Here is a 19,380-nt window from a genome sequence, read left to right on the forward strand (position 1 = left end):
CCCACGTGACCATCGCGCCCGCCGATCCGGCCACAGCGATCGAGAGCGACGGACCCGGGACCGTGCTGCTGCGGACCCTGACCGACCTCACCGCCGATCTCCCCGACGCCGACCCCGGCAGAATCGCCGCCGCGGCGCTGCGCGGCCGGAACGCCGGTTCGGACGAGGCGGAACTGCGCGAGCTGGCCACCGAGGCGGCCGCCGGCCTGATCGCCGAGGACCCCTCCTACTCCCGGCTCGCCGCCCGGCTCCTGACGATCACCATCGCCGACGAGGCGGCCGGCCAGGGGGCGGTGTGCTTCTCCGCGTCCGTCGCCGTCGGCCACCGCGAGGGCCTGATCGCCGACCGCACGGCCGCGTTCGTCCGGTCGCACGCCGGGCGGCTCGACGCGGCCCTGGACCGCTCCGCCGACGACCGCTTCGGCTACTTCGGCCTGCGGACCCTCTACTCGCGCTACCTGCTGCGCCACCCGATCACCCGCAAGGTCATCGAGACCCCGCAGCACTTCATGCTGCGGGTGGCCGCCGGACTGGCCGAGGACGGCTCGGAGCGGGCGCTGGACGAGGTCACGTCGCTCTACGGGCTGATGAGCCGGCTCGACTACCTGCCCTCCTCGCCCACGCTGTTCAACTCCGGCACCCGTCACCCGCAGATGTCGTCCTGCTACCTGCTCGACTCGCCGCAGGACGAGCTGGACTCGATCTACGACCGCTACCACCAGGTGGCGCGCCTGTCGAAGCACGCCGGCGGCATCGGTCTGTCGTACTCGCGCGTCCGCGCCCGCGGTTCGCTGATCCGCGGCACCAACGGGCACTCGAACGGCATCGTGCCGTTCCTGAAGACCCTGGACGCCTCCGTCGCGGCCGTGAACCAGGGCGGCCGGCGCAAGGGCGCCGCCGCCGTCTACCTGGAGACCTGGCACGCGGACATCGAGGAGTTCCTGGAGCTGCGCGACAACACCGGTGAGGACGCCCGGCGTACGCACAACCTGAACCTGGCGCACTGGATCCCGGACGAGTTCATGCGGCGCGTCGACGCCGACGCCGAGTGGTCGCTGTTCTCCCCGGCCGACGTGCCCGAACTGGTCGACCTGTGGGGCGAGGAGTTCGACGCCGCGTACCGCCGCGCGGAGGCCGCGGGCCTGGCTCGCAAGACCATGCCGGCCCGTGACCTGTACGGCCGGATGATGCGGACCCTGGCCCAGACCGGCAACGGCTGGATGACCTTCAAGGACGCGTCGAACCGCACCGCCAACCAGACGGCGGAGCCGGGCCACACGGTCCACTCCTCCAACCTCTGCACGGAGATCCTGGAGGTCACGGACGACGGCGAGACGGCGGTCTGCAACCTGGGCTCGGTCAACCTCGGCGCCTTCGTGGACCTGAGGTCAGGCGACATCGACTGGGAGCGGCTCGACGAGACCGTCCGTACCGCCGTCACCTTCCTCGACCGCGTGGTGGACATCAACTTCTACCCGACCGAGCAGGCCGGCCGGTCCAACGCCCGCTGGCGGCCCGTCGGGCTGGGCGCGATGGGCCTCCAGGACGTCTTCTTCAAGCTGCGGCTGCCCTTCGACTCCACCGAGGCCCGTGCGCTGTCGACGAGGATCGCCGAGCGCATCATGCTCGCCGCCTACGAGGCCTCAGCCGACCTCGCCGAGCGCAACGGCCCCCTGCCCGCCTGGGACAAGACCCGGGCCGCCCGGGGGGTGCTGCACCCGGACCACTACGACGTGCGGCCGAACTGGCCGGAGCGCTGGACCGCGCTGCGCGAGCGCGTCGCCGCGGTCGGGATGCGCAACTCGCTGCTGCTGGCCATCGCGCCGACGGCGACCATCGCCTCGATCGCGGGCGTGTACGAGTGCATCGAGCCGCAGGTCTCCAACCTGTTCAAGCGCGAGACGCTGTCCGGCGAGTTCCTCCAGGTCAACTCCTACCTGGTCGACGAGCTGAAGCGGCTCGGCGTGTGGGACGCGCAGACCCGTGAGGCGCTGCGCGAGTCCAACGGGTCGGTGGCCGGCTTCGGCTGGGTCCCGGACGAGGTGCGCGAGCTGTACCGGACGGCCTGGGAGATCCCGCAGCGCGGTCTGATCGACATGGCGGCGGCCCGGACCCCGTTCCTCGACCAGTCGCAGTCGCTGAACCTGTTCCTGGAGACGCCGACGATCGGCAAGCTGTCGTCGATGTACGCGTACGCCTGGAAGCAGGGTCTGAAGACCACCTACTACCTGCGGTCCCGTCCGGCGACCCGCATCGCCCGCGCCGCCCAGGCGTCGGCGGCCGCGTCCGCCCCCATCCCCGTCCAGCAGGCCGCCGACCCCGACGCGGTCGCCTGCTCCCTGGAAAACCCCGAGTCCTGCGAGGCCTGCCAGTGATGTCTTCCCAGAAGAACCTTCTCGACCCGGGCTTCGAGCTGACGCTGCGGCCCATGCGGTACCCGGACTTCTACGAGCGCTACCGGGACGCGATCAAGAACACGTGGACGGTGGAGGAGGTCGACCTCCACTCCGACGTCGCCGATCTCGCCAAGCTCACGCCGGGCGAGCAGCACATGATCGGCCGGCTGGTGGCGTTCTTCGCGACCGGCGACTCGATCGTCGCGAACAACCTGGTGCTGACGCTGTACAAGCACATCAACTCCCCCGAGGCGCGGCTGTACCTGTCGCGGCAGCTCTTCGAGGAGGCCGTGCACGTCCAGTTCTACCTGACGCTGCTCGACACCTACCTGCCCGACCCGGAGGACCGTTCCGCCGCGTTCGACGCCGTCGAGAACATCCCGTCCATCCGCGAGAAGGCGCAGTTCTGCTTCAAGTGGATGGACTCGGTCGAGACGATCGACCGCCTGGAGACGCGTGCCGACCGCCGGCGCTTCCTGCTCAACCTGATCTGTTTCGCCGCCTGCATCGAGGGCCTGTTCTTCTACGGCGCCTTCGCCTACGTGTACTGGTTCCGGTCCCGCGGTCTGCTGCACGGCCTGGCCACCGGCACCAACTGGGTGTTCCGCGACGAGACGATGCACATGAACTTCGCCTTCGAGGTCGTGGACACCGTCCGCAAGGAGGAGCCGGAGCTGTTCGACGACGAACTGCGTCAGCAGGTCACCGACATGCTGAAGGAGGCCGTCGAGGCCGAGCTCCAGTTCGGCCGGGACCTGTGCGGTGAGGGCCTGCCGGGCATGAACACCGAGTCCATGCGCGCGTACCTCCAGTGCGTCGCCGACCAGCGTCTGACACGCCTCGGCTTCGCCCCGGTGTACGGCTCGGAGAACCCCTTCGGGTTCATGGAGCTCCAGGGTGTCCAGGAGCTGACGAACTTCTTCGAGCGCCGGCCGTCGGCGTACCAGGTCGCGGTCGAGGGCTCGGTGGACCTCGACGAGGACTTCTGAGTGGTCCGCACGAGGGTGGCGGCCGGCACGGCCGCCCTGCTCACCGTCGCCGCCGGCCTGGGCATCAGGTCGGCGGCGACGGGCGTCGTCGCCAAGTACGCCGGGGACGCGCTCTACACCGTGCTGGTCATGACGCTGGTGGTGCTGATCACGCCCCGCGTCCGACCGGCGGTGGCGGCGAGCCTCGCACTGGCGTTCAGCGTGGCGGTCGAGCTCTTCCAGCTGACGGGGGTACCGGCGGCGGCGTCCGCCCGCTCCGCGCTCGCCCGGCTGGTGCTCGGCACCTCCTTCAACGCGCCCGATCTGCTCTGGTACGCGATCGGCGCGGCGGCCGGCTGGGCCGTCCACCGCGCCGTGCGCTCGCGTGCCGCCGCGGATCAGTCGTTGGGGACGACCGGGTAGCGCGGGGTGCCCTCGTCCATCTGCCGCAGAGCGTCCTTGCGGTCGCGCTTGGAGAGCCGGTCGATGTACAGGTAGCCGTACAGGTGGTCCGTCTCGTGCTGGAGGCAGCGCGCGAAGTAGCCGGTGCCGCGGACCTTGATCGGGTTGCCCTGGGCGTCCTGGCCGCTGACCACCGCGTAGTCGGGGCGGGCGAGTTCGGCGTAGGCGGTGGGGACGGACAGGCAGCCCTCGTTGGACTCGTCAAGGACGCGCAGTTCGGCCGGGAGCTCCTCCAGGACCGGGTTGCAGACGACCCCGACGTGACGGCGGCCCTCGTCGTCCATGCAGTCGTAGACGAAGACCTTGAGGTCCACGCCGATCTGGTTGGCGGCCAGTCCGACGCCCTCGGCGGCGCGCTGGCTGGCGAACATGTCGTCGATCAGTGCCGCGAGCGAGTCGTCGAACGCGGTGACGTCCTTGCACTCCTTGTGGAGCACGGGGTTGCCCACGACCGTGATCGGACGCGACGTCCCCCGCTCGCGGTGAGCGAGCTCACGGGCCTCGCAGTCCTCGGTGTCGACGACGAACCCGTCGTTGATCTGCTCGTCAGTCTCCTGCTGCGCCATTCCGCCGCACGCCTTCCTCAGAACCCCAGTCGATGGTCGCGTACAGCCTAAGGGCAGTGGTCAGCAGACTTCTTCGAGATCCCGCCACTCACGGCTGCCGGGGCTGTCGGCGACCCAGCCGTCGAGGAGGCCGCGGACCAGCCCGGCGGGCGCCGCGATGCCGCACTCGCGCTCGGGGACCCACAGTTCGCCCGGCGAGCGGTGGCCGAGGGGCCCGGGGTGCCCGGGTTCGCTGTGGTCGTGGGGGTCGAGGTGTTCGCCCTCGCCCTCCGCGCTGGGCATGGACGACTCGGAGCAGGCGCGGCACAGCAGCCGCACCGACGAGGACCAGTCCTCGGCGGCGAAGCCGGCGTCGGCGGCGAGCCGCTCCAGGGCGTCCCGGTCGTCCTCGGTGGCGGCTTCCAGGAGGACCACCCAGGTGGGGACGGGTGAGGGGGCCCACAGCTCGATCTCGTCGAAGACCGGATAGGCGGGCCCTGCGCTGGTGGTCCGCTCACCGTTGGGGACACCGTCGTGCAGGACGACCTCGCCCCAGCGCCGGCCGGAGGACGGCAAGGGGACGGACAGGACCTCGATGCGGGCCGGATCGAGCCGGCGGCCCCACACGACCTCGGCCTCGCCCTCGGGCGAGAGGCGTACGGCCGCGCTGCCCAGGTCCATCCCGGTGGGCTCGCCTGTGCCGGCGGAGGCCCCGGGCACCTTCAGTCCGTACGCCTGCCAGGCGCGGCGCGCGAGCGGCCAGTCCTGGAGGGCCGTGGCGGCGATGCCGACGTTCCACCAGTCGGGAGCGCCGGCCTCCTTGTCCAGCAGCGCGACGGCCCGCAGCCCGGCGGCGCGGGCCTGCTCCCAGTCGTGCCGGAACTTGTGCAGCAGCGCGAGGTTGAACCAGGACTCGGAGAGCCACGGCTCCAGATCCGCCGCGCGTGTCAGCAGCGCGCCCGCGTCCTCGTACCGGCCGTCGCCGATCAGCGTGAACGCGCGGTCGGTGGCCTGCCGCCACGAGGCGGAGGGCCGATGCCGTACCTTCCCGAAGATCCTCACGATTCCCGCCTGCCGGTCGCTTCACCCTCTTGTTCGCATCCAACCATGCCCGGTTGCACGCGCGCTCATTACCCATGGGTTACCCAGGAGGAGCAGGGGTGACGCCGCCGCGTGCGAGGACTCTGGCGAGGGACTCGACGACCTCGGGGTGGTGATCGCGGGTGCTGCCCAGGCGGAGGCGTTCGAGGGCTCCGAGAGCACCGAGCGGGCCCGACCCGGCGAGGTCGTCGTAGGCGTTGACGGTGCGGACGATGCGGGCGGGCAGCGGCTGGTCCCGGTAGGGGTCGGCCTGGCGCTCGACGACGACGGCCACGGCGTCCGGGACGCCGGTGCGGCGGACGACGGCGCCGCCGAGAAGCGCGATGCGGCGCTGCTCCTCCGGCGGCAGGCGGGTGGTGGCGCCGTCCGGGACGGGGTCGACGAGGGAGAGCTGTCCGATGTCGTGCATCAGTGCGGCGTACTCCAGAACGGTCAGCTCGGCGTCGGACAGGCCCAGCTCCCGCCCGACGGCTCCGCTCAACGTCGCGACGCGCCGGGCATGCCCCGGTGGGGTGTATCCGGCGATCTCGGTGGAGCGGGCGAGGGAGGCGATCGTCTGCCGGTTGGCGGCCCGCACGGCGGCGTACCGGCGGAAGGACAGCTGGGTGAGGAGCAGGGGCACGCAGAGGACGGGCAGTGCCCAGAGCCCGGCCACGGCCACGCCGAGGGCGATCACGGCGCCGGTGGCGCACACCGCTGAGCCGATGCCGAGCAGGGCGCGCAGCTCCTCGCGGAGCAGGGGGCCGAACGGGACGGGGGTGGCGGCCGGGCACGGGGCGCCGCGCGGGACCGTGCGGGCGCGGAGCAGCAGTGTGGCCAGCACGGCGTCGCACAGGGCGGTGAGGCCGAGCAGGAGCAGCAGGAACAGGGCGTGGAGCGGGCCCTCGCCGAGCCGGCGGGTGACCTCGCCGGCGTGGTGGAGGGGCTGGAAGCAGACCGCGGCGAATCCGACGGTGAGGACGCGCCGGGCCAGGTGGTCGAGATCGGGCCGGCATCCGGCTGCCAGGTGCGGCGCGAGCCCGGCGAGCCCGCCGGCCACGACGACGGCGACGACCTGGAGGACACCGTGGGTCGTGGGGTGTCCGGCGTCCGCCCCGAGCAGGGCGTAGGCGAGGGCCCCGGCGGCGGCGAGCGGTGCCGGTTCCCTGTCCTGGCGTTCCCCTGGTGCCGACGAGGTCCCGGCGGCCGTCCCGGTGCTCCGGCGGGCGAGCGCGCCGAGCGCGACGAGGCCGCCGAAGACGAGGGCGTGGACGGGTTCGTCGACCCCGTTCCGGAGGGTGGCGGCGATCCCGGCGACGGCGAGCAGGGCCGCCGCCCCGCGTACCGCCGCGACGGTGACGGCGCCGGGCCTCATCCGCCGCCCCGCCGCCGGGCGAGCGCCCCGGAGTCACCGGCCGCTCGCCGAGCGACTCCGGGGGGATCGGTGGTGCCGGGGGGATCGGTGGTGCCGGGGGGATCGGTGGTGCCGGGGGAATCGGTGGTGCCGGGGGAATCGGTGGTGCCGGGGGAATCGGTGGTGCCGGGGGAATCGGTGGCTCCGGCGGGATCGGTGGCTCCGGCGGGTCTGGGCCGGGGCACGCTCTCGACGGACGGTGTCGCCTCGTCCGCGGGGACCACGGTCTGCCAGCCGTGCCGGTCCAGCGCCCGGGTCAGCGCCCGGACCATCCGCGGATCGAACTGCGAGCCCGAGCAGCGCCGCAGTTCCGCGAGCGCGCTCCGCACCGGCCGCGCCCGGCTGTAGGACCGCGTCGAGGTCATCGCGTCGAACGCGTCCGCGACCGCCACCACACGGGCGAACTCGGGAATCTGGCGGCCCCGGAGTCCGTACGGGTAGCCGCTTCCGTCCATCCGTTCGTGGTGGTGCAGGATCGCCGACCGCGCCTCCCTGAGGAAGCCGATGCCCCGGACCATCTCGTGGCCGTACTCCGGATGCAGTTCGATGACCCGGCGCTCCTCCGGGGTCAGCGGTCCCTCCTTGCGTAGCACCCGGGTCGGCACGCCCAGCTTTCCCACGTCGTGCAGGATGCCCGCGAACCGCACGATCTTCAGCCGCTCCTCCCCCATGCCCAGCTCACGGGCGATCAGCACGGAGGCCCGGCCCACTCGTTCGCTGTGCCCCCGGGTGTAGCGGTCCTTGAGGTCGACGGCCTGGACGAGGGCCCGGACGGTCGCCTGGTGCGCGGCGCGTTCGCGGTGGTACTGGGCGAAGACCCAGCAGGAGAGGTACATCGGCACCAGCACGAAGAGCGCGGCGACCGGCCCGTAGGTACTGCGCCAGAACACCGCCGTCATCAGTCCGGCGAGGCCGTGGACCGTGTGCGGGGCCAGCGTCCGGCCGAGCAGGCCCCGCCAGGCGGTGCGGGGCGCCCCGTCGCCCTTGAACGTGACCGCTGGCACGCCCGTCGCGGCGGCCCGGATGCCGCCGTCGAGGGCGCTCGTCACCAGGCAGAAGGTAAGCGCCGAGGCGCAGGCGGGGAGCAGGACGGAGGGGAAGTCGGGAGCGTGCCCGCCCCGCCCGAGCGCGGAGTCGGCGCCCAGCACCCGCGCCACCAGACCGGCGGCTCCGACGGCGATCACCAGCCGGGCCGCTCGCCAGGCCCGGTGCGGTCCGGCGGGGCGCTGCTCCACCCGGGCGAGCAGGGCGCCGGGGAGCGCGGTGAGCGCGGCGGCGGAGGCCGGCAACAGCAGGGCCGCGGCCAGCAGCACGGGGAGGAAGCAGCCGGTACTCCGCGGGAGGGAGTCGCCGAGCGCGCGGCCGAGCAGGCGGCACCGGGTGGGCAGTTCGCACCCGGTGTACAGAGCGGCGAGCATCGCGACGGTGTTCCAGGGTGTCCGTGCGCCGGGCAGCAGCGCCGGCAGGAGACAGGCGGCGGCGACGGGCACGGCGCAGCCGACGTACACGCGGGCCGCTCGCGGAGTCACCGTCACGCCCGTCACGCTAGCGAGTCGGGTGGGGTGCACGGGCCCACGCCCGATGATTCGCACGAACGGGTGATACCAGCGGATTTAAGGACAAGGTCGGCGCCGGCCCGCCATGCCCGCCGTGGTCCTCAGCTTCCCGCTCCCGGGGAAGCTATTCCTGGGCGCCGGCCGTCACGTCGTGCTCGGGAACCGCCTGGCCCGAGCGGATCAGGTCGATCCGGCCCATCACCTTGGCCCGCAGGTCGGTAGGCACGTCGTCACTGCCGCAGCAGCGCTTGACGAGCTTCTTCACCGCCTGTTCCAGGCCGTACTTCTCCAGGCACGGGGAGCACTCCTCGAAGTGCACCTGGAACTTCGTGCAGTCACTGTCGGGCATCTCGTGGTCGAGGAACTCGTAGAGATGATCCAGGACCTCTGAGCAGTCCGTCTCGTGCGGCTCTCCGCAGCTCATGAGCCCGAGCCTTTCAGATCGTTCGACGACTCTCCGGCGCCCGCGGGTACCAGTCCGCGATCGCGGGCGTAGTCCTCGAGCATGCCGCGCAACTGGCGGCGACCCCGGTGCAGTCGGGACATCACCGTACCGATGGGTGTACCCATGATGTCCGCGATCTCCTTGTACGCAAAGCCCTCTACATCGGCGAGATAGACGGCGATGCGGAACTCCTCGGGGATCGCCTGCAGCGCCGCCTTCACGTCGGAGTCCGGGAGGTGGTCGAGAGCCTGCGACTCGGCGGACCGCAGACCGGTCGACATGTGCGACTCGGCGCGGGCGAGCTGCCAGTCCTCGATCTCCTCGGCGGCGCTGCGCTGGGGCTCCCGCTGCTTCTTGCGGTACGAGTTGATGAAGGTGTTGGTCAGGATGCGGTACAGCCATGCCTTCAGGTTCGTACCCTCGCGGAACTGGTGGAACGATCCGTACGCCTTGGCGTAGGTCTCCTGCACCAGGTCTTCGGCGTCCGCGGGATTGCGCGTCATGCGGAGGGCGGCGGAGTACATCTGGTCGAGGAATCCGAGGGCGTCCCGCTCGAAGCGCGCGTTGCGCTCCTCGGTCGTCTCCTCGGGGCCGTCGTCGGTCCCTGTGTCGGTCCCAGTGACCGGACCCACCTCCTCCAGCGCTGCGGCGAACCCGAATGCGGACCCGCTCGTTTCGGAGGATAGACGAGGAACCCCTCCGCCCGCCGCCCGAATTGCGGCGCCCTTGGGCGCGGGCAGCACTGTCCAGTCGAGGTCAGCGGCCTGCGCACGCTCGGGGCAGATGGTCGAACCCATGCGACGGACTCCCTCTTCCTTGCTCTCACACCGACGTCCGTCACAACCACCGTCGAGGGTGCGTCATTCCCGAAGTGACGTGAGCCACGCGGAGACTTCACGGGCGAGGAGTGTGAGGGCCTCGCCCTGGCCTAGCGGCGCGCGCTTGGGCACCGCGAAGCCGTGGTCGGCGTAGGGGACCTCGGCCATGGTGTACGGCCCGGCGGGGAACTCGCCCGGCCCGCCGAAGGGGTCGTTGCCACCCTGGACGACGAGGGTGGGCAGTCCGGTCGCGAGGAGTTCGGCGGCCCGGGACTTCTCGGGGCGGCCGGGCGGGTGGAGCGGGAAGCCGAGGGCGAGCACGGCGGAGGCTCCGAGTTCCCGGCCGGTCCGGCAGGCGACCCGCGCCCCGGCGCTGCGGCCCCCGGCGATCACCGGGTGTCCGGGGGCGGCGAGGGCGGGCCAGATCCCGCGCCATCCGGCGTCCAGGGTCTTCGGCGCGGGCGCCAGCTTCTTCCCGGCCACCCGCCAGGGCTGCTCGACGAGCGCCACGGTCACTCCGCGGGCGGGCAGCACGTCGGCCAGTTCCCGCAGGTCGCGCGCCTCGATCCCGCCACCGGCGCCGTGTCCGAGGGCCAGCACGGTCCACGGTTTCGTCCCGGGGTGCCAGGTGATCCGCGCCTCGCCCGCTCCGGTCTCCACGGTCTCGCTCTTCGTCACCCCTCCATCCTGCCGCGTGTCGGGCCCCGGGCCGCGGAACCGGGGCCGGACACGAGGCACCGGCACCGGGACCGACGGCGGGGGTCGGGTCAGAACAGGGTGGCGATCTCGGGTGCCGCCAGTTCCTCCGCCAGCTCCGGGCCGTTGTTGCGGACGTTGCTCACCGAAGTCGCCACCGGGTAGGCCCGCATCAGGCCCTCCGGCGGAGCGGCCAGCAGGCTCTTCAACTCCTCCGGCTCGGTCCGGGCCGGGTCCAGCCAGGCGTCCCACCGGTCGGGGGTCAGCATCAGCGGCATCCTCGGGTGGATGTCCGCCAGCGAACGGGGGCCTTCCGCGGGTGCCACTCCGAGGGGCCCGGTCTCGGCCTCGGCCGTGATGACGGAGCACGTCACCCACCACGCCGACGGATGGTCGTCGGGCAGGGTCCGGTCACGCCAGAACTCGTACAGCCCCGCCATGGCGAAGACCGACCCGTCCGCGGGGGTGACGAAGTACGGCTGCTTCCGCGGCCTCTTCTTCTTGCCCTCGACCTCCAGGTCCCGCTCGGCCGTGCCGGTCACCCACTCGTAATAGCCGTCCGCCGGCAGGATGCAGCGCCGGGCCGCGAACGCGCGCCGGAACGAAGGCTTCTCGTGGACCGTCTCGGCCCTGGCGTTGATCATCCGGGCCGCGCCCTCGGGGGATTTCGCCCAGGCCGGCACCAGGCCCCACCGGAGCGCCCGCATCTGGCGAACCGAGTGGCGTGATTCCGCGTCTTTGGAAGGACGCTCCAGAATCGCGTACACCTCCTTCGTCGGGGCGACGTTCCAGTCCGGGGCCAGGGTCTCCTCGGGTTCCCACTTCTCGACCTCGAAGATCCCCACCAGGTCCTCGGGCCGACGACTCGCTGCATACCGTCCGCACATACGTGCCACACTGCCACGATCCATCCCCCATCCGAGGAGTCGGAGCCGAAAATGACCGAAGTCCTCGGCCCCCAGAGCGCCCCCGACCAGTGGCTGGTGATCGCGACCGCGATAGCCGCCCTGGCCGTCGTCGTCCCCCGCCCGCTCTGGCGGCTCTCCCGCAACGCGATCACCATCGCCCACGAGGGCGGCCACGGTCTGATCGCGCTCCTCACCGGCCGCCGGCTCCAGTCCATCCGGCTGCACTCCGACACCAGTGGCCTCACCGTCTCCCGCGGCCGGCCCACCGGCCTGGGCATGATCCTGACGGCCGCCGCCGGCTACACCGCCGCCCCGCTGCTGGGCCTGGGCGGCGCCTGGCTGCTCACGGCGGACCGGATCACGCTGCTGTTGTGGATCGCCACCGCACTGCTCCTCGTCATGCTGGTGATGGTGCGCAACGCCTACGGGATCTTCACCGTGCTCCTCACGGGCGCCGTCTTCCTCCTGATCTCCTGGCTCACCGGACCCGACGTCCAGGCGGCGTTCGCCTACTCCGTCGTCTGGTTCCTGCTCCTCGGCGGCGTCCGCCCGGTCTTCGAACTGCAGGGCAAGCGGCGCCACGGCGGCGCGCCGGACTCCGACGCCGACCAGCTCGCCCGGCTCACCCATGTGCCTCCGGTGCTCTGGCTGTTCCTCTTCCACGCCGTGTCGGTCTGCTCCCTGATCGGCGGCGGACGCTGGCTGCTGGGCCTCTGACCGGTCCGACCCGACCCGCGCGGGAGGACCGGGGCACCGCGTGCCCCACTAAAGTGAGGGGCATGACCGAAAGCTCCGCGCGCTCCGAGCACACCGTCCCGACCTCCGGCCTCTGGCCCGCTCCGTACGCGGACGGAGCCGTCGACGCGACCGTCACCGTGCCCGGATCCAAGTCGGTCACCAATCGAGGTCTCGTCCTCGCCGCGCTCGCCGCCGAACCGGGCTGGCTCCGCCGCCCGCTGCGCTCGCGCGACACCCTCCTGATGGCCGAGGCACTGCGCACCCTGGGCGTGAAGATCGATGAGGGAGTGGGCCCGGACGGCACGGGCGAGGCATGGCGGATCATCCCCGCCGGGCTCCGCGGCCCGGCGTCCGTCGAGGTGGGCAACGCCGGCACCGTCATGCGCTTCCTGCCCCCGGTCGCCACCCTCGCCCACGGCCCGGTCCACTTCGACGGCGACCCCCGCTCCCACGAACGCCCGCTGCACGGCGTCATCGACGCGCTGCGTGCCCTCGGCGCCCGCGTCGACGACGACGGACGCGGCGCGCTGCCGATGACCGTGCACGGCGGCGGCGGCCTGGAGGGCGGGACGGTGGAGATCGACGCTTCCTCGTCCTCCCAGTTCGTCAGCGCCCTGCTGCTGTCGGCGCCCCGGTTCAACCAGGGCGTGGAGGTGCGACACGTCGGCGCGAAGCTGCCGTCGCTGCCGCACATCCGGATGACCGTCGACATGCTGCGGGTGGTGGGCGCACAGGTCGACGAACCGGAGACCGGCGGCGAGCCGAACGTCTGGCGGGTGGCCCCCTCCGCCCTGCTCGGCCGGGACCTGACCGTGGAGCCGGACCTGTCCAACGCCCAGCCGTTCCTGGCCGCCGCGCTGATCACCGGTGGGCGGGTCACCGTCCCGGACTGGCCGGCCCGCACCACCCAGCCCGGCGACGCGCTCCGCGAGATCTTCACCGAGATGGGTGGTTCCTGCGAGCTGACGGAGGCCGGTCTCACGTTCACCGGCACCGGCCGGATCCACGGCATCGACGTCGACCTGAGCGAGGTCGGAGAACTGACCCCGGGCATCGCCGCGGTCGCCGCACTCGCCGACTCGCCGTCCACACTGCGCGGCGTGGCGCATCTGCGGCTGCACGAGACGGACCGCCTGGCGGCCCTCACCCGGGAGATCAACGGGCTCGGCGGCGACGTGACCGAGACCGAGGACGGGCTGGTCATCCGGCCGCGCCCGCTGCGCGGCGGCGTCTTCCACACGTACCACGACCACCGGATGGCGACGGCCGGGGCGGTCATCGGCCTCGCGGTGGAAGGCGTGCGGATCGAGAACGTCGCGACGACGGCCAAGACCCTTCCGGACTTCCCGCTGATGTGGACCGAAATGCTCGGAGCCTGAGTCATGCGGCGTTACGGGAAGAACACCGACGAGGACGACATCCGCCAGCGTCCCCACCGCAAGGGCAACCGCCCCCGGACGAACATCCGGCCCAAGCACGAGGACGCGGTCGAGGGCATGGTCCTCACCGTGGACCGGGGCCGACTCACCTGTCTCGTGGACGACCGGGTGATCATCGCGATGAAGGCGCGGGAGCTGGGCCGTAAGGCCGCCGTCGTCGGCGACCGCGTCTCGATCGTCGGCGACCTGTCCGGAGAGAAGGACACGCTGGCCCGGATCGTCCGGATCGGTGAGCGCAGTTCGGTGCTCCGGCGCACGGCCGACGACGACGATCCCTTCGAACGGGTGGTGGTCGCCAACGCCGACCAGTTGGCGATCGTCACCGCGCTGGCCGATCCCGAGCCGCGCCCCCGGCTGATCGACCGCTGCCTGGTCGCGGCCTACGACGGCGGGCTCTCCCCACTGCTCGTACTGACCAAGTCGGACCTGGCGTCGCCGGATCAGCTGCTGGAGATGTACGGGGCGCTGGGCGTCCCCCACGTGGTGACCACGCGCGACGAGTTCGTGGACGGCGCCGCCGCCGAGCGGGTCCACGAGCACCTCACGGGACGGACCACCGCCTTCGTCGGGCACTCCGGTGTCGGCAAGACGACCCTGGTCAACGCCCTGGTCCCGGAGGACCGCCGGCGGACCACGGGGCACGTCAACGCGGTGACCGGACGCGGCCGGCACACCACCACCTCCGCGCTCGCCCTCCCGCTGGACGCGAAGGAGGGCGGCTGGGTCATCGACACTCCCGGTGTACGTTCCTTCGGCCTGCACCACGTCGATCCGTCCCGGGTGATCCTCGCCTTCCCCGATCTCGTCCCCGGCACGGAGAACTGCCCCCGGGCGTGCGGCCACGACGAGCCGGACTGCGCGCTGGACGCCTGGGTGTCCGACGGGCACGCCGATCCGGCCCGGCTGTACTCGCTGCGCCGGCTGCTGGCCACCCGCGAGCGGCGCGAGGGCGACTGAGCCGCGCACGTTTGCCGTCGGCCGCCACCGGCAAGGGCATAATCGCACCGAGTGAGACGAAGCGGTCGCACGAGCAGTCACCGACGGCGTGGGAGGCACTGACGATGGCGTGGCTGCTGGTGGTGGTCGCCGGGATCCTGGAGACGGGGTTCGCGGTCTGCCTGAAGCTGTCTCACGGTTTCACCCGGCTGTGGCCGACCGTCGCCTTCGCGGCCTTCGCCCTGGGAAGCTTCGGTCTGCTGACGCTCGCCCTGCGCAAACTGGACGTCGGCCCCGCGTACGCGGTGTGGACCGGGATCGGGGCGGCGGGGACGGCCATCTACGGAATGGTCTTCCTCGGCGACGTCGTGTCGACGCTGAAGATCGTCTCGATCACGTTGGTGATCGCGGGGGTCATCGGCCTCCAGCTGTCGGGTTCGGCGCACTGAGCCTCCCGCCCAGCGCCCCGCGCACCAGGCCGCCGACGCCCCGCGGGTCGGCGGCGAGCAGGTGCGAGAGGGCCAGTCGCACGGTGAGTTCGCAGGTGCCGGCCCATCGCACGTCCACGCATACGAGGGTCGCCGCGATCAGTTCGCCGGGCGTCGGCGGCCCGGCGTCGGCGCGCCGCTGGGCGGGCACACCGGAGCCCTGCGTGCCGGTCCGCGCGGGGCGCGGCGCGGGGAGGCGGCCGCCCCAGCAGCCGGTGAGGAGCGCGCGCAGGAGAGGGCGGTCGCGGGCCTCCGCGACGATCCACTCGGCGGTGCCGGCCAGCCGGTCGGGCATGGCGGCGGGGCCGGCGAGACGCCGGGCCACGCCCGCGAGATAGGCGTCGGCCTCGCGTCGCAGGAGGGCGCGGGCCAGGCCGTCCTTGCTGCCGAACTCGTTGTAGAGGGTCTGCCGGGACACTCGTGCGTCGGCGGCGACGTCGACCATCCGGACGGCGGACCAGGGCAGCCTCGCCACGGCCGCGAGCGCGGCGTCGAGGAGGGCCTCACGGGCAGCGGGCATCGTCGCCTCCCGGCCAGACGGCGGTACATCGCACAGAGTCGTCGAGCGGGCACCCTCTGTCAAGAAACTCGCACGGGAGGCCGATACCCGGGGGATAGAGTTCCGACCATGGCCGATTACCACGATGACCTCCATCTCGCCCATGTCCTCGCGGATGCCGCGGACGCGGCCACCATGGAGCGCTTCCGGGCGCTCGACCTGAAGGTCGAGACGAAGCCGGACATGACACCGGTGAGCGAGGCGGACAAGGCCGCGGAGGAGCTCATCCGCGGCGGGCTCCAGCGGGCCCGACCCCGGGACGCGATCCTCGGCGAGGAGTACGGCCTGGAGGGCAGCGGTGCGCGCCGCTGGGTGGTGGACCCGATCGACGGGACGAAGAACTACGTGCGCGGAGTGCCCGTCTGGGCGACCCTGATCGCACTCATGGAGGCAGGCGACACCGGCTTCCAGCCGGTGGTGGGCGTGGTCTCGGCCCCCGCGCTCGGGCGCCGGTGGTGGGCGGCGAAGGGTTCGGGCGCGTTCACCGGCCGGAGCCTGACCTCGGCCACCCGGATCGGGGTCTCGAAGGTGTCGGAGCTGTCCGACGCCTCCTTCGCGTACTCCTCGCTCGACGGCTGGGAACAGCAGGGACGTCTCGACGGATTCCTCGACCTGACGCGCGCCTGCTGGCGCACCAGGGCGTACGGCGACTTCTGGCCGTACATGATGGTCGCCGAGGGTTCGGTGGACCTCTGCGCGGAGCCGGAGCTGTCCCTGTGGGACATGGCGGCGGTGGCGGTCGTCGTCCAGGAGGCGGGCGGCACGTTCACGGACCTGGCCGGGCAGCACGGCCCGCACGGCGGCAACGCGGCGGCTTCCAACGGCCTGCTCCACGGCGAGCTGCTGAGCTATCTGAACCAGCGGAGCTGACGCCCGCGCGCGGTGCCGGACCCGTCGCCCGCGCGGGGCCGGGTCCGGCACCGCGCGCGAGGGTGGCGGGACCACTCCCGGTCGTACCTCGCGCGCCCCCTTGTCGCACCCGGGCCCGGATGCGAATCTAGGAATCCCCCCACTTGTGAACTTGTGAATGCCTTCTCGTTGAAGGCGGGACGGTATTCCCCAAGGAGGTGGCTCCATCCATGCTCGTCCGTGACGCCATGAGCACGCTTGCCCTCACCATCGGACCCGCCCACACCCTCCGGCAGGCCGCCGGACTGATGTCGGCGCGCCACGTCGGCGCGGCCGTCGTCCTGGACGCCGACCACAGCGGCCTCGGCATCATCACCGAACGCGACATCCTCAACTCGATCGGCGCGGGCCAGAACCCGGACCACGAGACCGCCGGCGCCCACACCACCACGCACGTCGTCTTCGCCGCACCCACCTGGACCCTGGAGGAGGCCGCGGAGGCCATGACACACGGCGGCTTCCGCCATCTCGTCGTCCTCGACGGCGCGGGTCCGATCGGCATCGTCTCCGTACGCGACATCATCCGCTGCTGGACCCCGGCCCACCGCCGCTCGGCGGCCCCGGCCGGGCACTGAGCCCCGACCGGGTCACGCGCGCACGCCGAAGTCCGGCCGCCCCCACGGCGGCCGGGCCTCCTCCCGGAGGCCCGGCCGCAGGTCGCCCGACAGGCCCTCAGCCGCGCAGGGCCCGGACGGCGGCGTCGAGCCGCTTGCCGAAGTCGCCGTCCGCCTGACGGAAGTTGCCGATGGCCCGCTCGGCGATGTCATCGCGCGAGACCTTGGCGATGAAGCCCGCCAGGTTCTCGACGAGGCGGCTCCTCTCGTCCTCGGACATCAGGCGGTAGAGGTCGCCCGCCTGGACGAAGTCGTCGTCCTCGGCGTGCACCGGGGCGGCATGGTCGCCGGTGCCGCCGGTGACCGGGGTGGACTGCCACAGCGGCCGGCCGGTCTGGGCCGGACCGCCGAAGGAGTTCGGCTCGTAGTTCTTCGCGCCCCGGTGACGGCCGTCGTAGAGGAAGCCGTCACGCGCGTGGGTGCGCGCCTCGGTGGCGTGCGGCCGGTTCACCGGCAGGTGGTCGGCGTTGACGCCGACGCGGTACCGGTGGGCGTCTCCGTAGGCGAAGAGACGACCCTGGAGCATCTTGTCCGGGGACGGGCCGATACCGGGCACGAAGTGGGCCGGACTGAAGACGGACTGTTCGACCTCCGCGAAGACGTTCTCCGGGTTCCGGTTGAGTTCCAGCGTGCCGATCTCGATCGGCGGGTAGTCCTCGTGCGGCCACACCTTGGTGAGGTCGAAGGGGTTGAAGCGGTAGGTCGCCGCGTCGGCCGCCGGCATGATCTGGACCTGCACGGTCCAGGTGGGGAAGTCCCCGCGCTCGATGGCCTGGCGCAGGTCGCGCTGATGACTGTCCGGGTCCTCGCCGGCGAGCCGGTTGGCCTCGTCCTGGGTGAGGTTCCGGATGCCCTGGTCGGTCTTGAAGTGGTACTTGACCCAGAAGACCTCGCCGGCCTCGTTGTTCCACTGGAAGGTGTGCGAGCCGTAGCCGTTCATGTGGCGATACGAGGCGGGTATGCCCCGGTCGCCGAAGAGCCAGGTGACCTGGTGCGTCGACTCGGGCGACAGGCCCCAGAAGTCCCAGACGTTGTCGGCTTCCTGTGAGCCGGTGTACGGGTCGCGCTTCTGGGTGTGGATGAAGTCGGGGAACTTGATGGCGTCCCTGACGAAGAACACGGGGGTGTTGTTTCCGACAAGGTCGTAGTTGCCCTCCTCGGTGTAGAACTTCAGCGCCCAGCCACGCGGATCGCGGACGGCGTCGGCCGCGCCGAGGTTGCCCGCGACGGTGGAGAAGCGCAGGAACGTCTCGGTCCGCTTGCCGACCTCGGAGAGGAACGCGGCGCGCGTCCACCGCGAGACGTCGTGGGTCACCGTGAAGGTGCCGTAGGCGCCCGCGCCCCGCGCGTGGACCACGCGCTCCGGGATGCGTTCCCGGTTGAAGTGGGCGAGCTTCTCCAGGAGGAGCTGGTCCTGGACGAGGACGGGACCGCCGACGCCCGCCGTCTCGCTGTTCTGGTTGTCGGCGACCGGCGCGCCGGCCTCCGTGGTGAGCGGTCCCTGCGTCACGTACGCCTCCTGCGTCATTTCCTGCGTGTCCTGTCCTGTGGGCCGCGGCCTGTCCGGGCGTCGACCTACGCCTGAATCGATCCTACGATAGACAATGTCTAAGTCAAGTAAGGATCTAAAGTCACACCCGTTCGGGACACCGAGTCCCCACTGTTAGGCTGACCCTCATGAGCGACCTGTTGGAACGACTGCGCGGCCGTGGCTGGCGGATGACCGCGCAGCGGCGTGTCGTGGCCGAGGTCCTCGACGGGGACCACGTCCACCTGACGGCCGACGAGGTCCACGCCGCCGCCGTGGAGCGGCTCCCCGAGATCTCCCGGGCGACCGTCTACAACACGCTCGGCGAGATGGTCACACTCGGCGAGGTCATGGAGGTCGCGACGGACGGCCGCGCCAAGCGGTACGACCCGAACGCGCACCGCCCGCACCAGCACCTCGTCTGCGGTCGCTGCGGCGCCATCCGCGACGTCCACCCGGCGGGCGACCCGATGGCGGACCTCCCGGACGCCGAGCGCTACGGCTTCACCATCTCCGACGTCGAGGTCACCTATCGCGGCCTCTGCCCGTCCTGCGCGTCGACCGCCTGATCCGCACCCCGGACCCTTCTGCCCCGCGCGAGGCCCCCGCTCCTGGTCACCCAGGCCGGGGGCCTCGCGCGTACCCCCGGCCCGCAGGCACCGGAAACACGACGAAGGCCCGGATCCTGAGGGATCCGGGCCTTCGTTCGCTACTGAGTAGCGGGGACAGGATTTGAACCTGCGACCTCTGGGTTATGAGCCCAGCGAGCTACCGAGCTGCTCCACCCCGCGTCGGTGAACCCAACCTTACGGGACCCCCTCCACCAGCGCAAATCCCGTCCTCCCGGTCCACTCCGGCCCCGGGTCGCCGCCTCTCCCCAC

The 19,380-nt window shown here is 71.9% G+C and carries 20 protein-coding genes and 1 tRNA gene; 10 read left to right on the top strand and 11 right to left on the bottom strand.

The window, feature by feature from the left end; genetic code table 11:
- Positions 1 to 5 precede the first annotated feature (5 nt).
- Genes OG393_RS09740 through OG393_RS09750 form a run of 3 tightly spaced genes read left to right on the top strand, consistent with a single transcriptional unit; the run spans position 6 to position 3,787 of the window.
- Positions 6 to 2,375 carry a ribonucleoside-diphosphate reductase subunit alpha gene (locus OG393_RS09740; protein WP_327374247.1) on the top strand — a complete coding sequence of 790 codons (2,370 nt, stop codon included), beginning with the start codon at positions 6 to 8 and terminating at the stop codon, positions 2,373 to 2,375.
- Positions 2,375 to 3,385: a ribonucleotide-diphosphate reductase subunit beta gene (locus OG393_RS09745; protein ID WP_327374249.1), complete on the top strand. Its 1,011-nt coding sequence runs from the start codon at positions 2,375 to 2,377 to the stop codon at positions 3,383 to 3,385. The genes OG393_RS09740 and OG393_RS09745 overlap by 1 nt, the downstream gene beginning before the upstream one ends.
- A complete protein-coding gene (locus tag OG393_RS09750) occupies positions 3,386 to 3,787 on the top strand; it encodes a ribosomal maturation YjgA family protein (RefSeq protein WP_327374250.1) in 402 nt (133 codons plus the stop codon).
- Here the strand turns inward: OG393_RS09750 and def are convergent.
- The 8 genes from def to OG393_RS09790 form a co-directional block, all read right to left on the bottom strand.
- Entirely contained in the window at positions 3,763 to 4,392 is a 630-nt protein-coding gene (gene def / locus OG393_RS09755; RefSeq protein WP_327374251.1) for a peptide deformylase, read from the bottom strand. The two genes, OG393_RS09750 and def, sit on opposite strands and share 25 nt — an antisense overlap.
- Before the next feature lie 60 nt (positions 4,393 to 4,452).
- Positions 4,453 to 5,433 (bottom strand): tetratricopeptide repeat protein, encoded by a 981-nt coding sequence (locus tag OG393_RS09760; RefSeq protein WP_327374252.1) that lies wholly within the window; start codon positions 5,431 to 5,433, stop codon positions 4,453 to 4,455.
- A 79-nt stretch (positions 5,434 to 5,512) separates the two neighbouring features.
- A complete protein-coding gene (locus tag OG393_RS09765; protein ID WP_327374253.1) occupies positions 5,513 to 6,826 on the bottom strand; it encodes an HD-GYP domain-containing protein in 1,314 nt (437 codons plus the stop codon).
- Positions 6,823 to 8,400, bottom strand: a complete 1,578-nt coding sequence (locus OG393_RS09770) for an HD domain-containing phosphohydrolase (RefSeq protein ID WP_327374254.1) — start codon at positions 8,398 to 8,400, stop codon at positions 6,823 to 6,825. The genes OG393_RS09765 and OG393_RS09770 overlap by 4 nt, the downstream gene beginning before the upstream one ends.
- Positions 8,401 to 8,545: 145 nt before the next feature.
- Positions 8,546 to 8,845, bottom strand: coding sequence for a mycothiol system anti-sigma-R factor (gene rsrA / locus OG393_RS09775; RefSeq protein ID WP_327374255.1), 300 nt, complete (start codon positions 8,843 to 8,845; stop codon positions 8,546 to 8,548).
- Positions 8,842 to 9,498 (bottom strand): sigma-70 family RNA polymerase sigma factor, encoded by a 657-nt coding sequence (locus OG393_RS09780; protein ID WP_327378375.1) that lies wholly within the window; start codon positions 9,496 to 9,498, stop codon positions 8,842 to 8,844. Before OG393_RS09780 ends, rsrA begins: the two co-directional genes overlap by 4 nt.
- Positions 9,499 to 9,726: 228 nt before the next feature.
- Entirely contained in the window at positions 9,727 to 10,362 is a 636-nt protein-coding gene (locus tag OG393_RS09785) for an alpha/beta hydrolase family protein (RefSeq protein WP_327374256.1), read from the bottom strand.
- A gap of 89 nt (positions 10,363 to 10,451) precedes the next feature.
- Positions 10,452 to 11,267 (bottom strand): SOS response-associated peptidase, encoded by an 816-nt coding sequence (locus tag OG393_RS09790; RefSeq protein WP_327374257.1) that lies wholly within the window; start codon positions 11,265 to 11,267, stop codon positions 10,452 to 10,454.
- Between the two features lie 51 nt (positions 11,268 to 11,318).
- Here OG393_RS09790 and OG393_RS09795 point away from each other — a divergent pair, with 51 nt between their 5' ends.
- The 4 genes from OG393_RS09795 to OG393_RS09810 all read left to right on the top strand — a co-directional run bounded on the left by OG393_RS09795 (position 11,319) and on the right by OG393_RS09810 (position 14,850).
- The gene (locus OG393_RS09795) at positions 11,319 to 12,005 is read left to right on the top strand and encodes a M50 family metallopeptidase (RefSeq protein WP_327374258.1); all 687 of its coding nucleotides are present in this window, start codon (positions 11,319 to 11,321) and stop codon (positions 12,003 to 12,005) included.
- A 62-nt stretch (positions 12,006 to 12,067) separates the two neighbouring features.
- The gene (gene aroA / locus OG393_RS09800) at positions 12,068 to 13,405 is read left to right on the top strand and encodes a 3-phosphoshikimate 1-carboxyvinyltransferase (RefSeq protein WP_327374259.1); all 1,338 of its coding nucleotides are present in this window, start codon (positions 12,068 to 12,070) and stop codon (positions 13,403 to 13,405) included.
- 3 nt (positions 13,406 to 13,408) lie between these two features.
- Positions 13,409 to 14,422 (top strand): ribosome small subunit-dependent GTPase A, encoded by a 1,014-nt coding sequence (gene rsgA / locus OG393_RS09805; protein ID WP_327374260.1) that lies wholly within the window; start codon positions 13,409 to 13,411, stop codon positions 14,420 to 14,422.
- A 104-nt stretch (positions 14,423 to 14,526) separates the two neighbouring features.
- The gene (locus OG393_RS09810; protein ID WP_327374261.1) at positions 14,527 to 14,850 is read left to right on the top strand and encodes a DMT family transporter; all 324 of its coding nucleotides are present in this window, start codon (positions 14,527 to 14,529) and stop codon (positions 14,848 to 14,850) included.
- On the opposite strand, the gene OG393_RS09815 is transcribed toward OG393_RS09810, so the two are convergent.
- On the bottom strand, positions 14,816 to 15,409 hold the full coding sequence (locus OG393_RS09815) for a TetR/AcrR family transcriptional regulator (RefSeq protein WP_327374263.1): 594 nt from the start codon (positions 15,407 to 15,409) through the stop codon (positions 14,816 to 14,818). The two genes, OG393_RS09810 and OG393_RS09815, sit on opposite strands and share 35 nt — an antisense overlap.
- Before the next feature lie 108 nt (positions 15,410 to 15,517).
- Here OG393_RS09815 and hisN point away from each other — a divergent pair, with 108 nt between their 5' ends.
- Positions 15,518 to 16,318 carry a histidinol-phosphatase gene (hisN, locus tag OG393_RS09820; protein ID WP_327374264.1) on the top strand — a complete coding sequence of 267 codons (801 nt, stop codon included), beginning with the start codon at positions 15,518 to 15,520 and terminating at the stop codon, positions 16,316 to 16,318.
- A gap of 209 nt (positions 16,319 to 16,527) precedes the next feature.
- A complete protein-coding gene (locus OG393_RS09825) occupies positions 16,528 to 16,932 on the top strand; it encodes a CBS domain-containing protein (protein WP_327374265.1) in 405 nt (134 codons plus the stop codon).
- A 97-nt stretch (positions 16,933 to 17,029) separates the two neighbouring features.
- On the opposite strand, the gene OG393_RS09830 is transcribed toward OG393_RS09825, so the two are convergent.
- A complete protein-coding gene (locus OG393_RS09830) occupies positions 17,030 to 18,499 on the bottom strand; it encodes a catalase (protein ID WP_327374266.1) in 1,470 nt (489 codons plus the stop codon).
- Between the two features lie 149 nt (positions 18,500 to 18,648).
- On the opposite strand from OG393_RS09830, the gene OG393_RS09835 reads away from it, so the two are divergent.
- Positions 18,649 to 19,068 (top strand): Fur family transcriptional regulator, encoded by a 420-nt coding sequence (locus OG393_RS09835; RefSeq protein ID WP_327374267.1) that lies wholly within the window; start codon positions 18,649 to 18,651, stop codon positions 19,066 to 19,068.
- A 148-nt stretch (positions 19,069 to 19,216) separates the two neighbouring features.
- Here OG393_RS09835 and OG393_RS09840 read toward each other — a convergent pair.
- Positions 19,217 to 19,290 (bottom strand) — tRNA-Met (locus OG393_RS09840).
- Positions 19,291 to 19,380 lie beyond the last annotated feature (90 nt).

It is taken from the genome of Streptomyces sp. NBC_01216 (genome assembly GCF_035994945.1).
Lineage (GTDB): Bacteria > Actinomycetota > Actinomycetes > Streptomycetales > Streptomycetaceae > Streptomyces.